We start from the raw sequence: 17,582 nt of genomic DNA on the forward strand, positions 1-17,582 counted from the left end.
TAAACGTCAAGCGTCGGGCAGGATGTGTTCGATGTCGTAGATCCGGGCTGCCGTACCGGCGAAGAGAGCGCGTTTTTCCTCCGCGCTATGCCCCTTGGCGAGCCGCTTGAACGCATTCCACAACACCGGATAGCTGGCCCCCCAGCGATCGACGGGATAGTTCGATTCGAACATCGCCCGATCCGCTCCGAACGCCTCGATGCAAGTTTCGATATAGGGGCGCCAAAGCCCTGCCACATGTTCCGAGCCGTAACCTTTTGCAGGGCCTTCGTCCGGCAATCCACAAAATGCCATGGCGAGACCGCCCAGCTTGACGGCCACGTTGGGGCATTCGGCGATGGCATGGATCGAGCGCCGCCAACTGTCGAAGCGCTCGTGCAGCTTGCCACGATAGGAGGCGATGCCGAGCGGCGTGCCGCAATGGTCGAGGATGAACTGCTGATCGGGAAAGGCCCTGGCCAGATCGAGCACGTCGCCGAGTTGCGGCTCGAGCAGCCAGGCGTCGAATGTGAGGCCGTACTCGGCATAAGCTGCCATGCCGGCGCGAAATTCGTCCGAGCCGTATAGCCCTTCGGGCGCATGGAAGGGCGGGCCGAGCACTTCGGGATCCGCGTCCCAGGCCGCTGCATGGCGGATGCCCTTGAAGCGGCCATTACCTGCGGCCACCAGCGCCTCGATTACCGGCTTGACCGCATCGCCCAGCGTCAGGTCCGCATGTCCGACAATTGCCGCGCAGGGCCGGTAATCGCCATAGAGTCCGCTGGCCCCCTGCGCCGCCACGCCATTGACGAATTCGACTTCGCCGACGGGTTTCATTGCCTCGTCTCGGCTCGCATCGTAGAAGGCGCCGCATTCCATGAATACCGTACCGACGATGTTGTGACCGGTGTGCGTATCCGCATGCAGTTGGTCGAAGGTGTAATAGGCCGCGCCGGCAATGGCTTCGATGAAATCGTGACGTGGCTCGGGAAAGGCCGACACCAGAGGTCGCAAGTCCCACAAATGGTGGTGCGGATCGATAATCGGCAGTTCGGATTCGAGGATATCCTCACTCATCGGCTGCTTACTCCCCTTCGCTGCCGTTAAGGTCACATGTCGAAGCCCCGCAAGCGAGGCCTGCGGGATGGAACACGTGGAGCGGAGGTCTGACAAGAGAAATTAGGGGGCGACCGCCCTGATTGCCAATTGTGTTCGATGGAGCGGTGAGGGAAGCAGGTTCAACCTTCCGGGCGATTCTTCGGCATGGCGATCGAGCAAGCTCACGGATCATATCCCCTCGGCGGCGCCCACTAGGTGATTTTACTCATCCATGGTCCTTCGTGCCGTTAACCCTGCCCGGCTAACGCCGTCCTAAGGGGGTGACCGATCGAATGACGTTTCCAATCGGACGGATTGCCGTCTATGCGGCGATATTCTTCGCCGTAACATCCTTGACGATCTTCTGGACGCGATTTGCAGGTGGATTGGCACTCGTATGGCCCGGCACCGCAATCGCGGCCGCGCTGTTTCTCTCCATCCCGCGTAGCAAGCATTTCGTTGCGGCTGCCGTCCTCATCGTGCTCAGCACGCTTGCGACCAGCCTATTCGGATTCGGGCCGGAATGGGCATTCCCTCTCGCCCTGATAAACATATTCGAAGCCTGGCTCATCGCCTGGCTGCTTGTACGGTTCCGGCCGCAGCGCGACTATATCGAGAGCGAGGGCGGCGTCGTCTCGCTGGGACTTCTGGCAGGGATCGTGGGGCCTTCCGCGGCAGCGATCCCCGGCGGTATCCTGGTCACCCGGATCGTAGGCGGGGGCTGGCACGATCATGCCTTCTCATGGCTGGTCGGTCACGGTCTCGGGACATTGCTGGTGCTCCCGCTGGCTCTGCTGCTTGCGTCCTACAAGAAACCCGACTTCGCGCGAGTGCGCGAACCGGGTCGGGTCCTGCCTTTCATCGCCATGATCTTGCTCACGCTGGGAATCTCGGCGATCGCCTTCCTGCAATCGACCGTGCCGTCGCTTTTTCTTCCGATCGTTCCGCTGGTCGTTGCCAGTTTCCGCTTGGAGCGGTTCGGCGCTTCGATCGCTGTGCTTATCATATCGGTGGCCGCGGCCGGATCGTTGGGCATGGGTGTCGGCGTCTTCGCGGAACTCGGGATCCCGCTGTGGCAAAAGGCGCTGTTCCTGCAATTTTATCTCAGCATCCTGCTGTTAATGGCTTTCCCGCTGGCAGTCGCGCTCAAGCAACGTCAGCGCCTGATGGAAGCACTTGCAGACCGCGAGGCCATGCAGCGCCTGATCGCGGACCATTCCGACGATGCTTTGCTGCACCTCGACCGGGAGGGCATGATCCGTTTCGCTTCGCCCGCTTCCAACCGCCTCAGTGGACGCGATGCAGTGGAGGGACTGCATCTGGCTGCTTTCTTCAGCGATTACGACCGGGCGATAGTGGATGGCACGCTCGATTCCGCGGCGCGATATCCGGGACATACGGAAATTATGGAGCGCTCGGTCGAAAGGCGTGGCCAGACTCGCTGGCTCGAAGCCAAGCTGCGTGCGATCGAGCCGTCGAAACAGCAGGCATCCACGTTCGTCGTGACAATCCGCGATGTCACCGAACGCAAGCTCGAAGAGCTCCAGGCTTCGTGGGAAGCGCGGACCGATTCGCTGACCGGGCTTCCCAACCGCCGGGCGCTTCTCGATATCCTCGAGGCCCAGCTCGAATTCGCAGACGAGCAACCCTTCGCTTTCGCGCTGGTCGATCTCGACCATTTCAAGCGCGTCAATGATTCGTACGGGCACGCGGTCGGCGATCTCGTGCTCAAGCAGATCGCCCAGCTCATGCGCGAGAATGCCACCGATGATTGCTTCTTCGCACGTCTCGGCGGAGAGGAATTCGGAATGATCGCGGTGGGCCCGGCGATGGAACACGCCTCGATAATCTGCGAACGCCTGAGGTTGGCAATTCAGCGGCATGTCATGACCGACAATGACGGTGGGACATTCAACGTCACCGCCAGCATCGGCATCGCGCGGATCGCCGAACGGTGCAGTTCTTCGATGGCGATGCAGGCTGCCGACGGACCGCTCTATTCGGCCAAGGCAGCGGGTCGCAACTGCCTGCGCTATGCACAGGACATGGGGCGCTACGGTGGCATCTCGTCGGGCGACGAGAAATCGCCTCCTTTCGCTGTAGCGAACTAACCGGCTTCGACTGCAGAATTGGCCACACTCAACACCGCCCTGACGCTCGCCGTGGCGACGTCCTCGTCGATCCCGCAGCCCCAGATGGTACGACCGTTGGCGTCGCGGCACTCGAGATAGGCGGCAGCGCGGCTGTCACGGCCGGTGGTCAAAGCGTGCTCGGTGTAGTCGATCACTTCGAGTTGCAGGCCGAATGCGTCCTCGATGGTCGTCAGTACCGACGAGATCAGGCCGTTGCCGCGGCCCGAAACGGTCTGCTCCTGTCCCTTTACCGCTATCGTTCCGGTGAATAGGCGGGTGCCGTCGTTGGCGCGACGTTCTTCGTAATCGACAAGTTGGAAATGCTTGTCGGCGGTTTGGACGTGATAGGCGTGCCTGAATGCTTTCCAGATGTCGGCAGCGTCGAGTTCGCGGCCCAGTTCGTCCGCCATCCGTTGGACGTGGGGGCTGAAATCGGCCTGCATTTTCTTGGGCAGTTTGAGACCCTGGTCCTGTTCGAGCACCCAGGCAAAGCCCCCTTTGCCGGATTGCGAGTTGACGCGGATCACTGCCTCATAGCTGCGTCCGAGATCGGCCGGGTCGATCGGCAAATAGGGTACGCGCCAATGCGAATCGTTTTGCGTTTCGAGCGCCGCGAAGCCCTTCTTGATCGCATCCTGGTGGCTGCCGGAAAAGGCGGTATAGACCAGTTCGCCGCCATAGGGGTGGCGCTGGTGTACGGGCAATTCGTTGCAATATTCGACGGTTTCGATGACCCGGTCGATGTCCGAAAAATCGAGCTTCGGATCAACGCCTTGCGTGTACATGTTGAGCGCCATCGTCACGAGGCAACAATTGCCCGTGCGCTCGCCATTGCCGAACAGGCAGCCTTCGACGCGGTCGGCGCCAGCCATCAGCGCCAGTTCCGCCGCAGCGACGCCCGTGCCGCGATCGTTGTGAGTATGCAGGCTGATAACCGCGCTCTCGCGATGGGGCAGGTTGCGGATGAAGTACTCCACCTGGTCGGCATAGATGTTGGGCGTCGCCGCCTCGACCGTCGCCGGAAGGTTGAGGATAATCGGATGCTTGGGCGTCGGTGCCAGCACCTCCATCACCGCTTCGCAAACCTCCAGGCTGAAATCGAGCTCGGCGGTCGAGAAGGTTTCGGGTGAATATTGGAAGTGCCAGTCGGTATCGGGCTGCTTGCCCGCTTCGTCGCGCATGACTGTTGCGCCCTGCACGGCAATGTCGCGCACCTGTTCCCGCGTCATGCCGAAAACCGCCTCGCGCCAGGCCGGGCTGACCGCATTGTAGAGGTGAACGATGGCCTGTTTCGCACCCGTCAGGCTGGCGAAGCTGGTGCGGATCAGATCCTCGCGGCTTTGGGTGAGCACTTGCACCGCCACGTCGTCCGGTATCCGGCCCGACCGGACCAGGCCCGAAATGAAATCGAATTCGGTCGCGCCTGCGCTGGGGAAGCCGACCTCGATTTCCTTCACGCCGACCTCGACCAGCAGGTCGAAGAAGCGGATCTTCTTATGCGCATCCATCGGGTCGACGATCGCTTGATTGCCATCGCGCAGGTCGGTGGACAGCCAACGTGGCGGCGCGGTGATCGTGCGGGTGGGCCAATGCCGGTCGGTCAGGGGAACCTGCGGGAAGGGCGCATATTTGCTGCTCGGTTCGCGGAGCATGGGCATGGGAAAATCTCGGAGCTTGTGGAATTCTGCGACGGCGGTGGGGTCCCCTGGGCGCTCAGCGCACCCGGGCAGGCACGCAAGCTATCACGCCCAAGGGCGTGTAAGTCGCAGGATAATCAGTCCGAGTGCACGTTGCATGGCTCTTGCTATGATGCGCCTTACCGGGGTTGTAAAGCAAAAGAAGCTTGGGCATCGCGAGACATATTGTTTCACGAAGGGAGAGAGCATGGCCGAAGCGCATTCGCTGTACGAGACGATGGGGTTGATCCGCATCGTTTCGACGAACCCCGAAGGGCGGGCGAGTCTCGAGTACGAGGCCAAGCGCGAACAGTGCCATTCGGGCGGGGTCGTGCAAGGCGGCTTCATCAGCGGGTGGATCGATGCAGCGATGGCGCATGCGGCGATGGCCAGGAACGGGCAGGACATCGTACCCATGACGCTGGAACTCAAGGTCAGTTTCTTCGCGCCCACGCGGCCCGGCCCTGTGATTGCCGAGGCGTGGGTCGAACGGCACGGCAAGCGGACCAGTTTCTACGAGGGACATCTCAAGGATGCGACCGGTACGGTCTTGGCCAAGGCGACCAGCACCATCCTGCTTGCCGACGCCGGCCGTGTCGTGGCGGCCTCGAAGAAGGCGGCGGGAGAGTAGATATGAGCGAGGTGCGGCGATTCGAGCTGAACATTCCAGAAGGCGAGTTGGTGGCGCTTGCCGACCGGCTCGACCACGTCCGCTGGCCCGAGAAGGAGCCGGTCGAAGATTGGTCTCAGGGGACCAAGCTTGCGGCTCTGAGGGAACTCGTCGCCTACTGGAGGATCGAATACGACTGGCGGCGCTGCGAGGCGCGGCTCAACGCGATCGGTCAGTTCGTGACCGAGATCGATGGTCTCGACATCCATTTCCTGCACAAGCATTCCTCGCGCGAGGATGCGATGCCGCTGGTCATAACCCATGGCTGGCCGGGATCGGTGGTCGAATTCCTGGGCGTGATCGACGAGCTGGCGGAGCCGTCCGACCCTGATGCGATGGCGTTCCATGTCGTCGCACCCTCGCTTCCGGGCTATGGCTTCTCGGGCAAGCCGGAAGGCACCGGATGGGGTGTGGAACGGATCGCGAGCGCCTGGGTCGAGCTCATGCAGCGGCTTGGCTACACCCAATGGGTCGCGCAGGGCGGCGACTGGGGCGCGGCTGTGACCACCGCCATAGGTCAGCTTGCGCCGACAGGGTGCAAGGGTATCCACCTCAACATGCCTATCGGGCGTCCGGGGCCGGAGGACATGCAGAGCAAGGATCCGAAAGTCCTGAAGGCGATGCAACGGCTCGGTTTCTACCAGGAATGGGACTCGGGATACTCCAAGCAGCAGAGCACGCGGCCGCAGACGATCGGCTATTCGCTCGTCGATTCCCCCATCGGGCTCGCCGCGTGGATCCTGGAAAAGATCCATTACTGGACCGACAATGCCGGATCGCCCTGGGATACGCTGTCGATGGACCAGGTGCTCGATGACATCATGCTCTACTGGCTTCCCGCGACCGGCGCTTCGGCGGCGCGGCTCTACTGGGAAAGCTTCGGCAAGATCGGGCAGGGCAAGGTGACCATCCCCGCCGGGGCAAGCGCGTTTCCCAAGGAAATTCTGCCCGCGCCACGCGCCTGGGTGGAGCGCACGCTGACCAATCTCGTCTACTGGAACGAGCTCGACCGAGGCGGCCATTTCGCCGCGTGGGAGCAGCCGGAGCTATTCGTCGACGAATTGCGCGCCTGCTTCGCCAAGATGGTTTGAACCTCGGTTTCAGTCATTGCGAGCGGTGAAGCCGCGCGGCAATCCATCTTCCGAGCTCACGGCAAGCTAAGAGTCATGGATTGCCGCGTCGCCTGCGGCTCCTCGCAATGACCGGGGCTGAAAGCTAGCGCCAGCGGAGGCGGTCGGGTGTCAGCTGGTCGACGGACGTCACCCCCATCAGGCGCATGCCGCGCTCTATCTCTTCCTTGAGGATTCGGACCGCGCGCTCGACGCCGGGCTGGCCTGCCGCCGCCAGCGCGTAGAGGTAGAGACGCCCGCCCGAGGCAGCGGTCGCGCCTGCGGCGAGGCTTTTCAAGACATGCGTCCCGCGCCGTACACCGCCATCGAGGACGATTTCGATTTCGCCGCCTACCGCATCGACGATCTCGCGCAGCTGGTCGAATGGCGCGCGGCTGCCGTCCAATTGCCGGCCGCCGTGGTTGGAAATCCAGATCGCATCGGCGCCGATCTCGACCGCGCGCCGTGCGTCGGCGGCGCTCATCACGCCCTTCAACGCGAAGGTGCCGCCCCAATCCTGCCGGATGCGCGCCGCGGTGTCCCAGTCCATGCCGGTGTCGAGCATAGTGTTGAAATAATCCTGGATGCTGACCGCCTTGCCCGTGCCTTCCTGCACATGCCCGTCGAGGTTGGGCAGGCGGAACTTGGGGCCGAAGACATAGTCCAGCGTCCAGCGCGGCCGCGTCGCGTAACTCCACAGCGCGCTAGCGGTAAACCGCGGCGGGGTGGTGAAGCCCGAACGCAGGCACCGCTCGCGCTTTCCCGAAACGATCGTATCCACCGTCAGCGCGAGTGCATCGAAGTTCGCCGCCTGGCACCGTTCGATCATGCTGGCGTTCAGCCCCCTGTCCTTGTGGACGTAGAGCTGGAACAGCTTGGGCCCGCCGGTGAGCGCCGCGATCTCCTCGATTGAATGCGTGGCGAGGCTGGAGATGCCGAACCACACACCGAATTTCTCGGCAGCCTTGGCCACCGCCCGTTCGCCATCGCGGTGGAAGGCGCGTTGGAGCGCGGTGGGGCTGAGCATGAGCGGCAATCCGCTCTTGCGGCCCATGATCGTGCAGGAAGTGTCGATCTCGGCGACGCCCGCGAGCACGTCGGGCACCAGATCGACTTCGTCGAAGGCGCCGGTATTGCGCGCCTTGGTAATCTCGTCGTCGGCCGCCCCGTCGATATAGTCGAACACCGGCCAGGGCAGCCTGGCCCGGGCAAGGCGGCGGAAATCGTCGATATTGTGACAGTCTGACAAGCGCATGCGACGGGTCGTGACGCGTCGCGACGCGCTTGTCGAGAGGACTCTACTGGCGTTCGAAGGCGGCGCTGATGTCGAGATCGACTTCGGCACCGACGATCGGCGCGGCATAGTCGATGCCCCACTGAGTGCGGTCGATCGTGGCGCGCGCGTGGAAGCCGACTGTCGACTTCTGGTTCATTGGGTTCTGGCCGGCGCCGGAGAACTCGACCAGCATGGTTACGGGGCCGGTCGCACCGTTCATGGTCAACTGGCCGGTAACGACCGCGGTCGTATCGGAGGTCTGCCGGACCGAAGTCGAGACGAAGCGCGCGGCATCGGGATCGGGACCGAAGAAATCGGGCTCGGCGCCATCCTGGCCGGGACGCAGAAGGTGATCTCTCAATTCCGCGCTCGGCACGGCGACGCTCGTGATCGGTATCGCGATGTCGAATTCGGACGCTTCGATATTCGCTGGATCGAGCGTCATCGTACCCTCGATATCGCCGAATACGCCCAAATAGTCATTGAAACCGAAGTGGCTGACCCGCCAGCCGACCAGCGTGTGAGCGGGATCGAGCGCATAGGTACCGGCCTCGACACGGCTGACGTCCGTCGTACCCGGGATTTGCGGTCGCTCCTGCGCGGAAATGGCCGTTACGGCGAGAGTTGCGCTGGCCGCAAGCGCCGCGGCGATGATCGTCTTTTTCACGTCTGACCTCCTGTTGGTGCTCACAAACGAAAAACCGGCGGGAAACGCCTGTTCCCGCCGCGACCATCGCAAATTGCGATCACACTAAGACAGGCTGTTGCGCTGTTCGGGCGAGAGCCTGATCGGTTCGGCGATCGGTTCGAGCGTTTTCGGATCGAACAAGGCGCTGCGTCGCCTATCGCCAGCCAGGAGATCCCTGATCATCCGACCGAAAAAGCGCCGCATCAACCGGCTGAAGGGCATGAGCTCCAGTTCGCTTGCATCGCCGGTCGCCTGTTCGGCGAAGACATGCCCGACAGGAGCGCCGAGCAACGCATCGCGGCGCGCCGGATCGGCATTGGCGAGGATCGTGGTTACGTAAGGCACCTTGCCGTTGGCATAGGTGTTGAACATCGGCGAATTGCAGCAGCTGGCGTACCAGCGCAGCGTCTTGCCCTCCGTCATGTAGAGGCTGGCGAGCTTGTCCCGGCCCGAATGCAGCTTCACCCGTGCACAGCGCGACTGGTAGAGGTCGGTGCCGCCGAGATCGTCGAGAACGCGCTACTCCTGTCCAAGGTACCGTACGAGGTCGCGGCAGTCGACGCAGTGGCAGACCACACGGTCGCCCTCGCGCGCGCTCGCCTGTTCGATGACGCCGGTTACCGTTCCGCATTGGCAGGCAAAGGGCAGGGTGTCGGGCGCGCTCATGGTCTCTCCCTCCATGAGCGCGACCCTAGCTCAGTTTTTGTCCTTGTCGACCAGCTTGTTGGCGCCGATCCACGACATCATTGCACGCAGCTGTGCGCCGGTCTGCTCGATCGGATGCGCGGCGGCCGCCTTGCGGCTTGCCTTCAGTTCGGGCTGACCGGCCTGGTTGTCGAGCACGAAATCCTTCACGAAACGGCCCGACTGGATATCGGCCAGCACGCGCTTCATTTCGGCCTTGGTCTCGTCGGTGATGATGCGCGGGCCGGTCTTGATGTCGCCGTATTCGGCGGTGTTCGAGATGGAATAGCGCATGTTGGCGATGCCGCCTTCATAGAGCAGGTCGACGATCAGCTTGGTTTCGTGGAGGCACTCGAAATAGGCCATTTCGGGCGCGTATCCGGCCTCGACCAGCGTTTCGAACCCGGCCTGGATGAGGTGGGTGATCCCGCCGCACAGCACCGCCTGCTCGCCGAAGAGGTCGGTCTCGCACTCCTCCTTGAAGTCGGTTTCGATGATCCCGCTGCGACCGCCGCCGACCGCGCTGGCGTAGGACAGGGCCAGTGCCTTGGCGAAGCCGTTGTCGCCCGACTGGCTGCTTTCCTGATGCACTGCAATCAGGCAGGGTACGCCGCCGCCCTTGATGTATTCTCCGCGCACCGTGTGGCCGGGCCCCTTGGGCGCGATCATGATCACGTCGATGTCGGCGGGCGGATCGATCAGGCCGAAGTGGATGTTGAGGCCGTGGGCAAAGGCGAGCGCGCTGCCCGGCTTCATCTTGCCAGCGACTTCGCCCGCATAGATGGCTGCCTGGTGCTCGTCGGGCGCGAGGATCATCAGCACATCGGCCCATTCGGCGGCTTCGGAGACGGTCTTCACGGTGAAGCCCGCGCCTTCGGCTTTTTTCGCCGTCGCCGATCCTTCGCGCAGAGCGATGACGACTTCGCCGACTCCGCTGTCGCGCAGGTTCTGGGCGTGGGCGTGGCCCTGGCTGCCGTAACCGACAATGGCGACCTTCTTGTCCTTGATCAGCTGCTGGTCGCAATCGGCATCGTAATAAACTTGCACGTTTTTGGTCCCTTGTCCTTCTATCGTCACCCCCCGCGAAGTCGGGGGTTCCACATTCTTGTTTGTCGCTCTGCCGCAATGGTTAAGCGGGAACCCCGCCCTTGCGGGTATGGCGAGCGGCGAAATGTCCTACTCCGCGCCTACCCCGCGCATCATTCCCACGATCCCCGAGCGGCCGACCTCGACGAGGCCGAGTTCGCGCATCAGGGCGATGAAACTTGCGATCTTGTCCGGCGAGCCGGTAATCTCGAAAACGAAGCTTTGCGTCGTGGTGTCGACCACATTGGCACGGAACAGTTCGGCGATGCGCAGTGCCTCGACTCGGTTGTCGCCTTTGCCGGCGACTTTCACCAGTGCGAGCTCGCGTTCGACATGCGCGCCTTCCTCGGTCAGGTCGATGACCTTGTGCACGGGTACAAGCCGTTCGAGTTGGGCGCGGATCTGGTCGATCACGGGCTCCGGCCCGCGCGTCACGATCGTGATGCGGCTGATCGCGTGGTCTTCGGATATGTCGGCCACCGTCAGGCTGTCGATATTGTAGCCACGCGCCGTGAACAGCCCGGCGATCTTCGCGAGAATGCCCGCCTCGTTGTCGACGATGACATTGAGGACATGCCGTTCTTCGGCCTGCTGCGCGATCTTCATTTCTTTCGGTCCTGCCACACGGGCTCGAACATGCGACCTTCGCCGTCGTACTCACGGAGAAAATCGCGACCGCGGCGCACGGCTTCGAAATTCTCGGTCTGGCGACTGAGGTCGAGGCTGTCGGGCAGAAGGATCCAGGCATCGCCCTCCTGCTTCTGCGCGACATCCATGCCCAAGAACCGTTGGCCGCTGTCCTCGATCCAGTCGAGCAGCCTTTCGGCGTCCTCGCGCGTGAACCACACTCGGCGTTCCGCGCGATCCGCAAACTGCGGCGGGATTCTCTGCTCCATACCCATCACACCAGCGCCTTCGCTTCGTCGTCCATAGTGCCGCCAACCTGGTCGCCGTAGAGCAACATGTCGGTATGCGCCGCGCCGCTCGGGATCATCGGAAAGCAGTTGGCTTCCTTCGCGACCTGGCAATCGACCATCACCGGGCCGTCATGCGCGAGCATCGCCTCGATTCCGACGTCGAGCTGGCTATCGTCCTCGATCCGGATTCCCTTCCAGCCATAGGCTTCGGCGAGCTTCACGAAATCGGGCAGGCTGTCCGAATAGCTGTTCGAATAGCGGCTCTCATAGGTAAGCTCCTGCCACTGGCGGACCATGCCCATGTATTCGTTGTTGAGGATGAATATCTTGACCGGCAGGCGGTACTGGCTCGCTGTGCCGAGTTCCTGGATGTTCATCTGGATGCTGGCCTCGCCTGCAATGTCGATCACCAGGCTGTCGGGATTGCCCAGCTGAGCGCCGATGGCTGCGGGCAGTCCGTAACCCATCGTGCCGAGGCCGCCGCTGGTGAGCCACTTGTTCGGGCCCATGAAGCCGAAATACTGCGCCGCCCACATCTGGTGCTGGCCGACTTCGGTGGTGATGATCGGATCGCGGTCTTTCGTCAGTGCGAACAGCCGTTCGACGCTCTTTTGCGGCATGATAAGATCGCCGCCGCGTTCGGGATAGGCAAGGCAGTCGCGCGCCTTCCAGCCGAGGATGCGGGCCTTCCATTCCGAGAGGTCTTGAGGCTTTCGACCGCCCCAGGCTTCCACGAGCTGTTCAAGCACATGCGCGCAGTCGCCGACGATGCCGAGATCTACCGGCACGATCTTGTTGATGCTCGCGCGGTCGATGTCGATGTGGATTTTCTTCGCCTGCGGAGCGAAGGCATCGAGGCGGCCGGTAACGCGATCGTCGAACCGCGCCCCGATCGCCACGATCAGGTCGGCGCGGTTCATCGCCATATTGGCTTCGAAAGTGCCGTGCATGCCGAGCATCCCGAGCCAGTCGGGATGGTCGGCGGGAAAGGCGCCGAGGCCCATCAGCGTGCTGGTGACGGGCGTGCCGGTCATGTTCTGGATTTGGCGAAGCAATTCGCTTGCTCTGGGCCCTGCATTGATGACCCCGCCACCGGTGTAGAGCACCGGACGCTCGGCCTTGGCGAGCATGTCCACGGCCTCGGCGATTTCGTCCGCCGCGCCGACCATGCGGGGCTGGTAGCGATGCGAGGGCAGGGGTGTGTCGTCCTGCGAATCCCAGCTCGCCAGCGCGATCTGCACGTCCTTCGGGATATCGACGACAACCGGGCCGGGGCGGCCCGTCGTGGCGATGCGAAAGGCCTCCTCGATCGTCGCGCCGAGCCGCTCGGGATCTTTCACGAGATAGTTGTGCTTGGTGCAGTGGCGCGTCAGGCCGACCGTGTCGGCTTCCTGGAACGCATCGGTCCCGATGAGCGCGGTCGGCACCTGGCCGGTGATCACCACCAGCGGAATCGAATCCATATAGGCATCGGCAATGCCCGTGACCGCATTGGTTGCGCCCGGGCCACTGGTGACCAGCACCACGCCGGGCTTGCCCGTCGAGCGGGCATAGCCCTCCGCGGCATGCGCTGCGCCCGCTTCGTGGCGAACGAGGATGTGGCGGATGTCATCGTCGGCGAAGAGTTCATCGTAGATCGGCAGCACCGCACCGCCGGGATAGCCGAAAACGAATTCGACACCCTGCCGCTTGAGGCATTCGATCAGGATTGCGGCGCCGCTGCGCTCGGTACTCACTCCACCCTCCGACCCGTTTCGGGCATTTGAGAGAAACAAATCGGCCCGGCGCTGGGGTCTGGAGCGCCGGGCCGACTGGTTCCCGAATACGCCCGATAGATTGCGTGGTCAACCACCTGAGTGAAACAAAGAAACAAAATAATCGCACTCCACGATAGTTTTGTTATCAGCGCGCGGCCACGCCTCCGGCGGTTGGTTGCGGAACCAGGTATACTGCCGCTTGGCGTACTGACGCGTGGCCGTCTGGCCAGCAGCGATAGCTTGCGCACGCGATAGATTGCCTTGGATAAAGCCGCGGATTTCGGGCACACCGATTGCGCGCATCACGGGAAGCGAGGGATCGAGACCGCGCGCCTCGATCGCTTCGACTTCCTCGATCGCTCCGGTATCCATCATGCGTTCGAAGCGCAGATCGCACCGCGTGAACAGCCACTCACGCTCCGGCAGGAGCACCAGCGGGTGCAATTCGATCGCGGTCCCAATGCCGCCGCGCTTGAGGGCCTGCCATTCGGCCAGCGTCCTTCCTGTCGAACGCACCACCTCGAGAGCCCGCGTCGTGCGTGAAACATCGGCCGGGGCGAGCCGGGCGGCGGCAGCGGGATCTTCTTGCTCCAGCGCCGCGCGCGCATCGGGCTGACCGAGCGCGCGAACGCTGTCCCGGATATCCGGATCGATTTCGGGTACCGGCGCAATGCCATCGAGGAGCGTGCGGATGTAAAGCCCGGTCCCGCCGCACAGGATCGGCACGCCTCCGGTGGCATGCACATCGGCAATTTCGCGCTTGGCGGCTTCCGCCCATTCCGCTGCCGAGCACGCCTCGGCTCCGTCCCAAGTGCCGAACAAGCGGTGCGCGATCCCGCCCATTTCCTCTTCGGTCGGGCGCGCGGACAGGATGCGCAGGTCGCGATAGACTTGCTGGCTGTCCGCATTGATCACCACACCGCGCCGGCCATCGCGCCCGAGCCTCTGTCCGAGCTGGACCGCGAGATCGCTCTTGCCGCTAGCGGTCGGCCCTGCAATGAGCGCGACCGGTTGCAAATCTGGAGACATATTGGTGCTCATCGCCCGGCTGATAGCAGACATGGACGGCGTGGAAACACGGCTCGACGCGGCGATGGAGGCCTGCGCCGCGGCGGACATGCCGGTGGCGATGGCAGGCATGCTCGATTTCTGCGGCGACGTGCTCCAGCTCTCGCTGCCGCAGGGCGATCATGCTGCGCTGACCGCCACGCTCATCGAGCATTTCGGAGAATGCGACCTGCTGGTGGCCGACCACGAGATCGAGGTCCCACGGCTATTTGTCTCGGATATGGATTCGACCATGATCGGGCAGGAATGCATCGACGAGCTCGCCGATTTTGCCGGGATCAAGGACAGGGTTGCAGCAATAACCGAGCGCGCCATGCAGGGCGAGCTCGATTTCGAAAGCGCGCTGAGGGAGCGAGTGGGCCTGCTCGAGGGGCTGGAGGAAGGTGCGATCGATCGCTGTCTGGGCGAACGCATCCGCCCGGTGGCGGGTGCCCGCACGCTTGTCGCGACGTTGCGCAACCGGGGGTGTCGGACCGTGTTGGTGACGGGCGGTTTTCACCACTTCGCCGATCCGGTGGCCGATCAGCTGGGCTTCGAACGCGTCGTAGGCAATCGGCTTGCCGTCACAGGCGGAGCGTTGACCGGGCTGCTCGCCGGCCCAGTCAGCGATGCCTCGACCAAGCTTGCGACGCTGCAGGAGGAACGTGCTCGACTGGGCGAGGGCGCGCGCGTGCTCGCCACAGGTGACGGGGCCAACGACATCCCGATGATGGCGGCGGCGGATTACGGCGTTGCCTATCGGGCCAAGCCCAAGGCGCGCGAGGCCGCGAACGGGCGCATCGCCGGGGAGAGCCTGACGTCGATCCTCAAACTTCTCGGCATTCCGGAAAGCGAATGGACCGACGAGGTCGCGAATGCGTGAAACTTGGCGCGCTTGTCCAATCCTGTAGGGTGAGTTTCTGTTAAGGACCTACCCACTATGAACAAGCCCATGACTAGCAGCGCCTTCGACATCGCCGACTTCGAAACCGCTCGCGATGGAACGCCGCTGCGTCATCCGCGCCGCCCCAAGGCGCGCTATCGGCCGGTGACCGCGTTCAAACACTTTCGCGAGCTGTTGAAGGACAAGGAGAACACGGTCGAGGTATTCAAGATCTATGACGCGTTGCCATCCGGCCAGTTCATTCCCCGGGTGCGCGCTCTGACGCTGAGCCCGCATGGCGAGGCGCTCCGTGCCAGCGAGCCCTTCCTTCCTCCGATCCTCGACGATCACGAAGCGCTGCGCCAGCTGCCGGAAGGCTCGGTTGCACATGCCTATTGCGACTTTATGGAACGCGAAGGCCTGTCTGCGGCAGGTCTGGTAGAAGAGTCGGAGAAGGCGCAGCGCCCGACCTATGACGATCTCATTCAGTGGTTTGGCTATCGCCAGCGCGACACGCACGATCTCATGCATGTGCTGACCGGCTATGGCCGAGATGCGCTGGGCGAACAATGCGTGCTGCTGTTCACCCACGGCCAGAGCCCCAGCCAGGGGCATTTACTGCTGGGCTATGCCGGGTCGCTGCATCTCAAGAAGCTGGTCAAGAGCAAGGCGCCGGTCATGAAAGCAGTGCGCCAGGCCCATCGGACCGGGCGGGCCTGTCCGCCATTGGTCGAGCTGTCGATCCGCGAATTGCTGGGCAAGGATCTGCGGCAGGCGCGCGCCGAACTGAACATTCCCGAACCGGATCTCTATCGCGAATGCCATCGTGTATGGCGCGAAGAAGGGATCGATCCCTACGATCTTCTCGCCCCGCGCAAGGCGCCTGAGATGGCCGCGGCCTGACGTCAGGGGCAATTTCCCGCATAAGCGGGAATCTCAGGAAGATTGGAACCGCATGGACCTCTGTCGTCCCCGCCAGTCCCGCATTTCAGAGCCAGCTGGCGATTTGTTCCAGCGGCTTCTTCTTCAGCGCATGGGCGGGCACGGTCGCTCCCTCTGCGGGATGGCCGACCACAATAACCATCAGGGGTTTTTCATGATCGGGACGCCCGCACAGCTCGCGTAGGAATCCCATGGGGGAGGGTGTGTGGGTCAAAGTGGCGAGCCCCGCCTCGTGCAGCGTCGCGATCAACATGCCGCAGGCGATGCCGACGCTTTCGTTGACGTAGTAGTTCTGCGTCTTGCCGTCTTCCTCGATGCCGCCCTTGCGCTGGGCGAACACGACGATCAGCCAAGGTGCGGTTTCGAGGAAGGGCTTGTCCTCGTCGGTCCCCAGCGGCGCCAGCGCCTCGAGCCATTCCTCGCTGGCCTTGCCGGCGTAGAAATTGCGCTCCTCTTCTTCCGCCGCCTCGCGTAGGGCACGTTTTTTTTCGGGCGATGACACCACTGCGAAATGCCAGGGCTGGTGGTTGGCGCCGTTGGGCGCCGTTCCCGCAGCCTCGATCGCTGCCTCGATCACGGCGCGCGGAACCGGCTCGTCCGAGAAATAGCGGCAGGTGCGCCGCTGCTTGAGCCTGTCGCGCAAGGCCTGCGCCCGGGCGATGCTTTCCTCGTCCGGGATCCGGGGGAGCGAATAGGGAACGGTTTCATGATCGCGCATGACACTGTTCCTACCGCATGATTGCGAGTGTCTCGACCCCTAGCTCGATGCGGTCAGGTGGGTATCCCCGGTTCGCGCATTGTAGAACAGTTCGAAGTGCCAGTCCTCGCACAGGTCGAGCCCGTGCCAGATCGCATCCGAACCGTCGCTGTAGACTACCTTGAGATCCCAGTCGCAGGTATTCTCGGCGCGGCGGAAATCGACCTCGAACTGCTGCCCGTCGTCGAGCACGTCCCAGTCGAGCACATCTTCTTCCCAGCTATCCGACGTTGCGGGCGAGATGTAGATCTGCGCGATCGTATAGCCGGTCGAATTCACCAGCATGATCTTCTCGTACATCTGCGCGAGCGCCCCGGTGGCGCCCGTAAATGCCAGCGCGGCCCCTGCACAAAGTCCCAGCCATGTCCGATTGCTCATGTCGCCGTCTCCCCTTCTGGCGAGCGCGACCCTGAGACCTCTCTAGGGCGGAACCCGCCGATATGGAAAGGAGAATCGGTTCAGCGCAGTTCCTTGCGGATGACCAGCTTCAGCCCCGACCAGACTTCGTCGACCGCGCAGACCTTGGTATCGACCAGCCCCATCGGCAGAGCGACATCGCGAATGGTGTCCTCGGTAATATCGGTCGGGACCTTGGATGCCCGCTTGGGCCAGCTCACCCAGACATGGCCGTCGCGTGCCATATGCTCCTTCAGGACGGCCAGCTTGGCCGCCAGATCTGCGCGCTCGGTGACAAACAGATGCGCAGCGTCGGGGCCTTCTTCGGGACCGCCGACAAAAGTCAGTTCGAGTGCATATTCGCCGATCTCGTCCTGCACACTTTCGGGCATGCTGTCGAACCATACACGCTGGCCGTCGCGCAGGCTGAGCTTCTTGGCGAGCGGTGTTCCGGAATATCCAGCGGTCATGCCAGGCCTCTTGAA

At 63.0% G+C, this 17,582-nt stretch carries 18 protein-coding genes and 1 pseudogene; 5 read left to right on the forward strand and 14 right to left on the reverse strand.

The features are described from left to right. Window positions 1-6: 6 nt before the first annotated feature. Window positions 7-1,056: an amidohydrolase gene (locus tag ASS64_RS01225; protein WP_067688595.1), complete on the reverse strand. Its 1,050-nt coding sequence runs from the start codon at window positions 1,054-1,056 to the stop codon at window positions 7-9. A 314-nt stretch (window positions 1,057-1,370) separates the two neighbouring features. Between ASS64_RS01225 and ASS64_RS01230 the strand changes: the two genes are divergently transcribed. After that, the gene (locus ASS64_RS01230) at window positions 1,371-3,188 is read left to right on the forward strand and encodes a sensor domain-containing diguanylate cyclase (RefSeq protein ID WP_067688598.1); all 1,818 of its coding nucleotides are present in this window, start codon (window positions 1,371-1,373) and stop codon (window positions 3,186-3,188) included. Here the strand turns inward: ASS64_RS01230 and leuA are convergent. Then, on the reverse strand, window positions 3,185-4,867 hold the full coding sequence (leuA, locus tag ASS64_RS01235; protein ID WP_067688601.1) for a 2-isopropylmalate synthase: 1,683 nt from the start codon (window positions 4,865-4,867) through the stop codon (window positions 3,185-3,187). The genes ASS64_RS01230 and leuA overlap by 4 nt on opposite strands. A 226-nt stretch (window positions 4,868-5,093) precedes the next feature. Here leuA and ASS64_RS01240 point away from each other — a divergent pair, with 226 nt between their 5' ends. Beyond that, a complete protein-coding gene (locus ASS64_RS01240) occupies window positions 5,094-5,516 on the forward strand; it encodes a PaaI family thioesterase (protein ID WP_067690257.1) in 423 nt (140 codons plus the stop codon). Window positions 5,517-5,518: 2 nt separating this feature from the next. Next, complete coding sequence (locus ASS64_RS01245; RefSeq protein WP_067688604.1) at window positions 5,519-6,646, forward strand: epoxide hydrolase family protein; 1,128 nt, start codon at window positions 5,519-5,521, stop codon at window positions 6,644-6,646. Between the two features lie 124 nt (window positions 6,647-6,770). Here the strand turns inward: ASS64_RS01245 and ASS64_RS01250 are convergent, their stop codons facing one another. The 9 genes and pseudogenes from ASS64_RS01250 to miaA form a co-directional block, all read right to left on the reverse strand. Continuing rightward, window positions 6,771-7,919, reverse strand: coding sequence for an alpha-hydroxy acid oxidase (locus ASS64_RS01250; RefSeq protein ID WP_067688607.1), 1,149 nt, complete (start codon window positions 7,917-7,919; stop codon window positions 6,771-6,773). Between the two features lie 43 nt (window positions 7,920-7,962). Then, window positions 7,963-8,607, reverse strand: a complete 645-nt coding sequence (locus ASS64_RS01255; protein WP_067688610.1) for a YceI family protein — start codon at window positions 8,605-8,607, stop codon at window positions 7,963-7,965. Between the two features lie 84 nt (window positions 8,608-8,691). After that, window positions 8,692-9,132 (reverse strand): annotated as a pseudogene (locus ASS64_RS01260) (DUF6151 family protein); the annotation flags it as partial. A 15-nt stretch (window positions 9,133-9,147) separates the two neighbouring features. Next, window positions 9,148-9,294 carry a hypothetical protein gene (locus ASS64_RS16900; RefSeq protein ID WP_234002279.1) on the reverse strand — a complete coding sequence of 49 codons (147 nt, stop codon included), beginning with the start codon at window positions 9,292-9,294 and terminating at the stop codon, window positions 9,148-9,150. Window positions 9,295-9,324: 30 nt separating this feature from the next. After that, window positions 9,325-10,359 (reverse strand): ketol-acid reductoisomerase, encoded by a 1,035-nt coding sequence (gene ilvC, locus ASS64_RS01265; RefSeq protein ID WP_067690260.1) that lies wholly within the window; start codon window positions 10,357-10,359, stop codon window positions 9,325-9,327. Between the two features lie 129 nt (window positions 10,360-10,488). Beyond that, on the reverse strand, window positions 10,489-11,004 hold the full coding sequence (gene ilvN / locus ASS64_RS01270) for an acetolactate synthase small subunit (protein WP_067688612.1): 516 nt from the start codon (window positions 11,002-11,004) through the stop codon (window positions 10,489-10,491). Beyond that, window positions 11,001-11,300: a hypothetical protein gene (locus ASS64_RS01275; RefSeq protein ID WP_067688617.1), complete on the reverse strand. Its 300-nt coding sequence runs from the start codon at window positions 11,298-11,300 to the stop codon at window positions 11,001-11,003. Before ASS64_RS01275 ends, ilvN begins: the two co-directional genes overlap by 4 nt. Further along, a complete protein-coding gene (ilvB, locus tag ASS64_RS01280) occupies window positions 11,300-13,051 on the reverse strand; it encodes a biosynthetic-type acetolactate synthase large subunit (RefSeq protein WP_067688620.1) in 1,752 nt (583 codons plus the stop codon). The genes ASS64_RS01275 and ilvB overlap by 1 nt, the downstream gene beginning before the upstream one ends. 108 nt (window positions 13,052-13,159) lie before the next feature. Beyond that, a complete protein-coding gene (miaA, locus tag ASS64_RS01285) occupies window positions 13,160-14,113 on the reverse strand; it encodes a tRNA (adenosine(37)-N6)-dimethylallyltransferase MiaA (RefSeq protein WP_067688623.1) in 954 nt (317 codons plus the stop codon). Between miaA and serB the strand changes: the two genes are divergently transcribed. Further along, window positions 14,106-15,002, forward strand: a complete 897-nt coding sequence (gene serB / locus ASS64_RS01290; RefSeq protein ID WP_067688626.1) for a phosphoserine phosphatase SerB — start codon at window positions 14,106-14,108, stop codon at window positions 15,000-15,002. The two genes, miaA and serB, sit on opposite strands and share 8 nt — an antisense overlap. A 57-nt stretch (window positions 15,003-15,059) precedes the next feature. Beyond that, complete coding sequence (locus ASS64_RS01295) at window positions 15,060-15,905, forward strand: Coq4 family protein (RefSeq protein ID WP_234002280.1); 846 nt, start codon at window positions 15,060-15,062, stop codon at window positions 15,903-15,905. Between the two features lie 85 nt (window positions 15,906-15,990). On the opposite strand, the gene ASS64_RS01300 is transcribed toward ASS64_RS01295, so the two are convergent. The 3 genes from ASS64_RS01300 to ASS64_RS01310 all read right to left on the reverse strand — a co-directional run bounded on the left by ASS64_RS01300 (window position 15,991) and on the right by ASS64_RS01310 (window position 17,567). Beyond that, on the reverse strand, window positions 15,991-16,662 hold the full coding sequence (locus tag ASS64_RS01300) for a nitroreductase family protein (protein ID WP_067688629.1): 672 nt from the start codon (window positions 16,660-16,662) through the stop codon (window positions 15,991-15,993). A gap of 39 nt (window positions 16,663-16,701) precedes the next feature. Further along, on the reverse strand, window positions 16,702-17,079 hold the full coding sequence (locus ASS64_RS01305) for an argininosuccinate lyase (protein ID WP_157075044.1): 378 nt from the start codon (window positions 17,077-17,079) through the stop codon (window positions 16,702-16,704). Between the two features lie 80 nt (window positions 17,080-17,159). Further along, a complete protein-coding gene (locus ASS64_RS01310; RefSeq protein ID WP_067690266.1) occupies window positions 17,160-17,567 on the reverse strand; it encodes a DUF3052 family protein in 408 nt (135 codons plus the stop codon). Between the last annotated feature and the right edge of the window lie 15 nt (window positions 17,568-17,582).

The organism is Erythrobacter sp. AP23, from assembly GCF_001542855.1.
Classification (GTDB): domain Bacteria; phylum Pseudomonadota; class Alphaproteobacteria; order Sphingomonadales; family Sphingomonadaceae; genus Qipengyuania.

What these genes read in the sequence shown, in the direction of transcription:
- ASS64_RS01225 (WP_067688595.1), bottom strand. Translation starts at nt 1,056, where the DNA reads ATGAGTGAGGATATCCTCGAATCCGAACTGCCGATTATCGATCCGCAC.
- ASS64_RS01230 (WP_067688598.1), top strand. Translation starts at nt 1,371, where the DNA reads ATGACGTTTCCAATCGGACGGATTGCCGTCTATGCGGCGATATTCTTC.
- leuA (WP_067688601.1), bottom strand. Translation starts at nt 4,867, where the DNA reads ATGCCCATGCTCCGCGAACCGAGCAGCAAATATGCGCCCTTCCCGCAG.
- ASS64_RS01240 (WP_067690257.1), top strand. Translation starts at nt 5,094, where the DNA reads ATGGCCGAAGCGCATTCGCTGTACGAGACGATGGGGTTGATCCGCATC.
- ASS64_RS01245 (WP_067688604.1), top strand. Translation starts at nt 5,519, where the DNA reads ATGAGCGAGGTGCGGCGATTCGAGCTGAACATTCCAGAAGGCGAGTTG.
- ASS64_RS01250 (WP_067688607.1), bottom strand. Translation starts at nt 7,919, where the DNA reads ATGCGCTTGTCAGACTGTCACAATATCGACGATTTCCGCCGCCTTGCC.
- ASS64_RS16900 (WP_234002279.1), bottom strand. Translation starts at nt 9,294, where the DNA reads ATGAGCGCGCCCGACACCCTGCCCTTTGCCTGCCAATGCGGAACGGTA.
- ilvN (WP_067688612.1), bottom strand. Translation starts at nt 11,004, where the DNA reads ATGAAGATCGCGCAGCAGGCCGAAGAACGGCATGTCCTCAATGTCATC.
- ASS64_RS01275 (WP_067688617.1), bottom strand. Translation starts at nt 11,300, where the DNA reads ATGGGTATGGAGCAGAGAATCCCGCCGCAGTTTGCGGATCGCGCGGAA.
- miaA (WP_067688623.1), bottom strand. Translation starts at nt 14,113, where the DNA reads ATGAGCACCAATATGTCTCCAGATTTGCAACCGGTCGCGCTCATTGCA.
- ASS64_RS01295 (WP_234002280.1), top strand. Translation starts at nt 15,060, where the DNA reads ATGAACAAGCCCATGACTAGCAGCGCCTTCGACATCGCCGACTTCGAA.
- ASS64_RS01300 (WP_067688629.1), bottom strand. Translation starts at nt 16,662, where the DNA reads ATGCGCGATCATGAAACCGTTCCCTATTCGCTCCCCCGGATCCCGGAC.
- ASS64_RS01305 (WP_157075044.1), bottom strand. Translation starts at nt 17,079, where the DNA reads ATGAGCAATCGGACATGGCTGGGACTTTGTGCAGGGGCCGCGCTGGCA.
- ASS64_RS01310 (WP_067690266.1), bottom strand. Translation starts at nt 17,567, where the DNA reads ATGACCGCTGGATATTCCGGAACACCGCTCGCCAAGAAGCTCAGCCTG.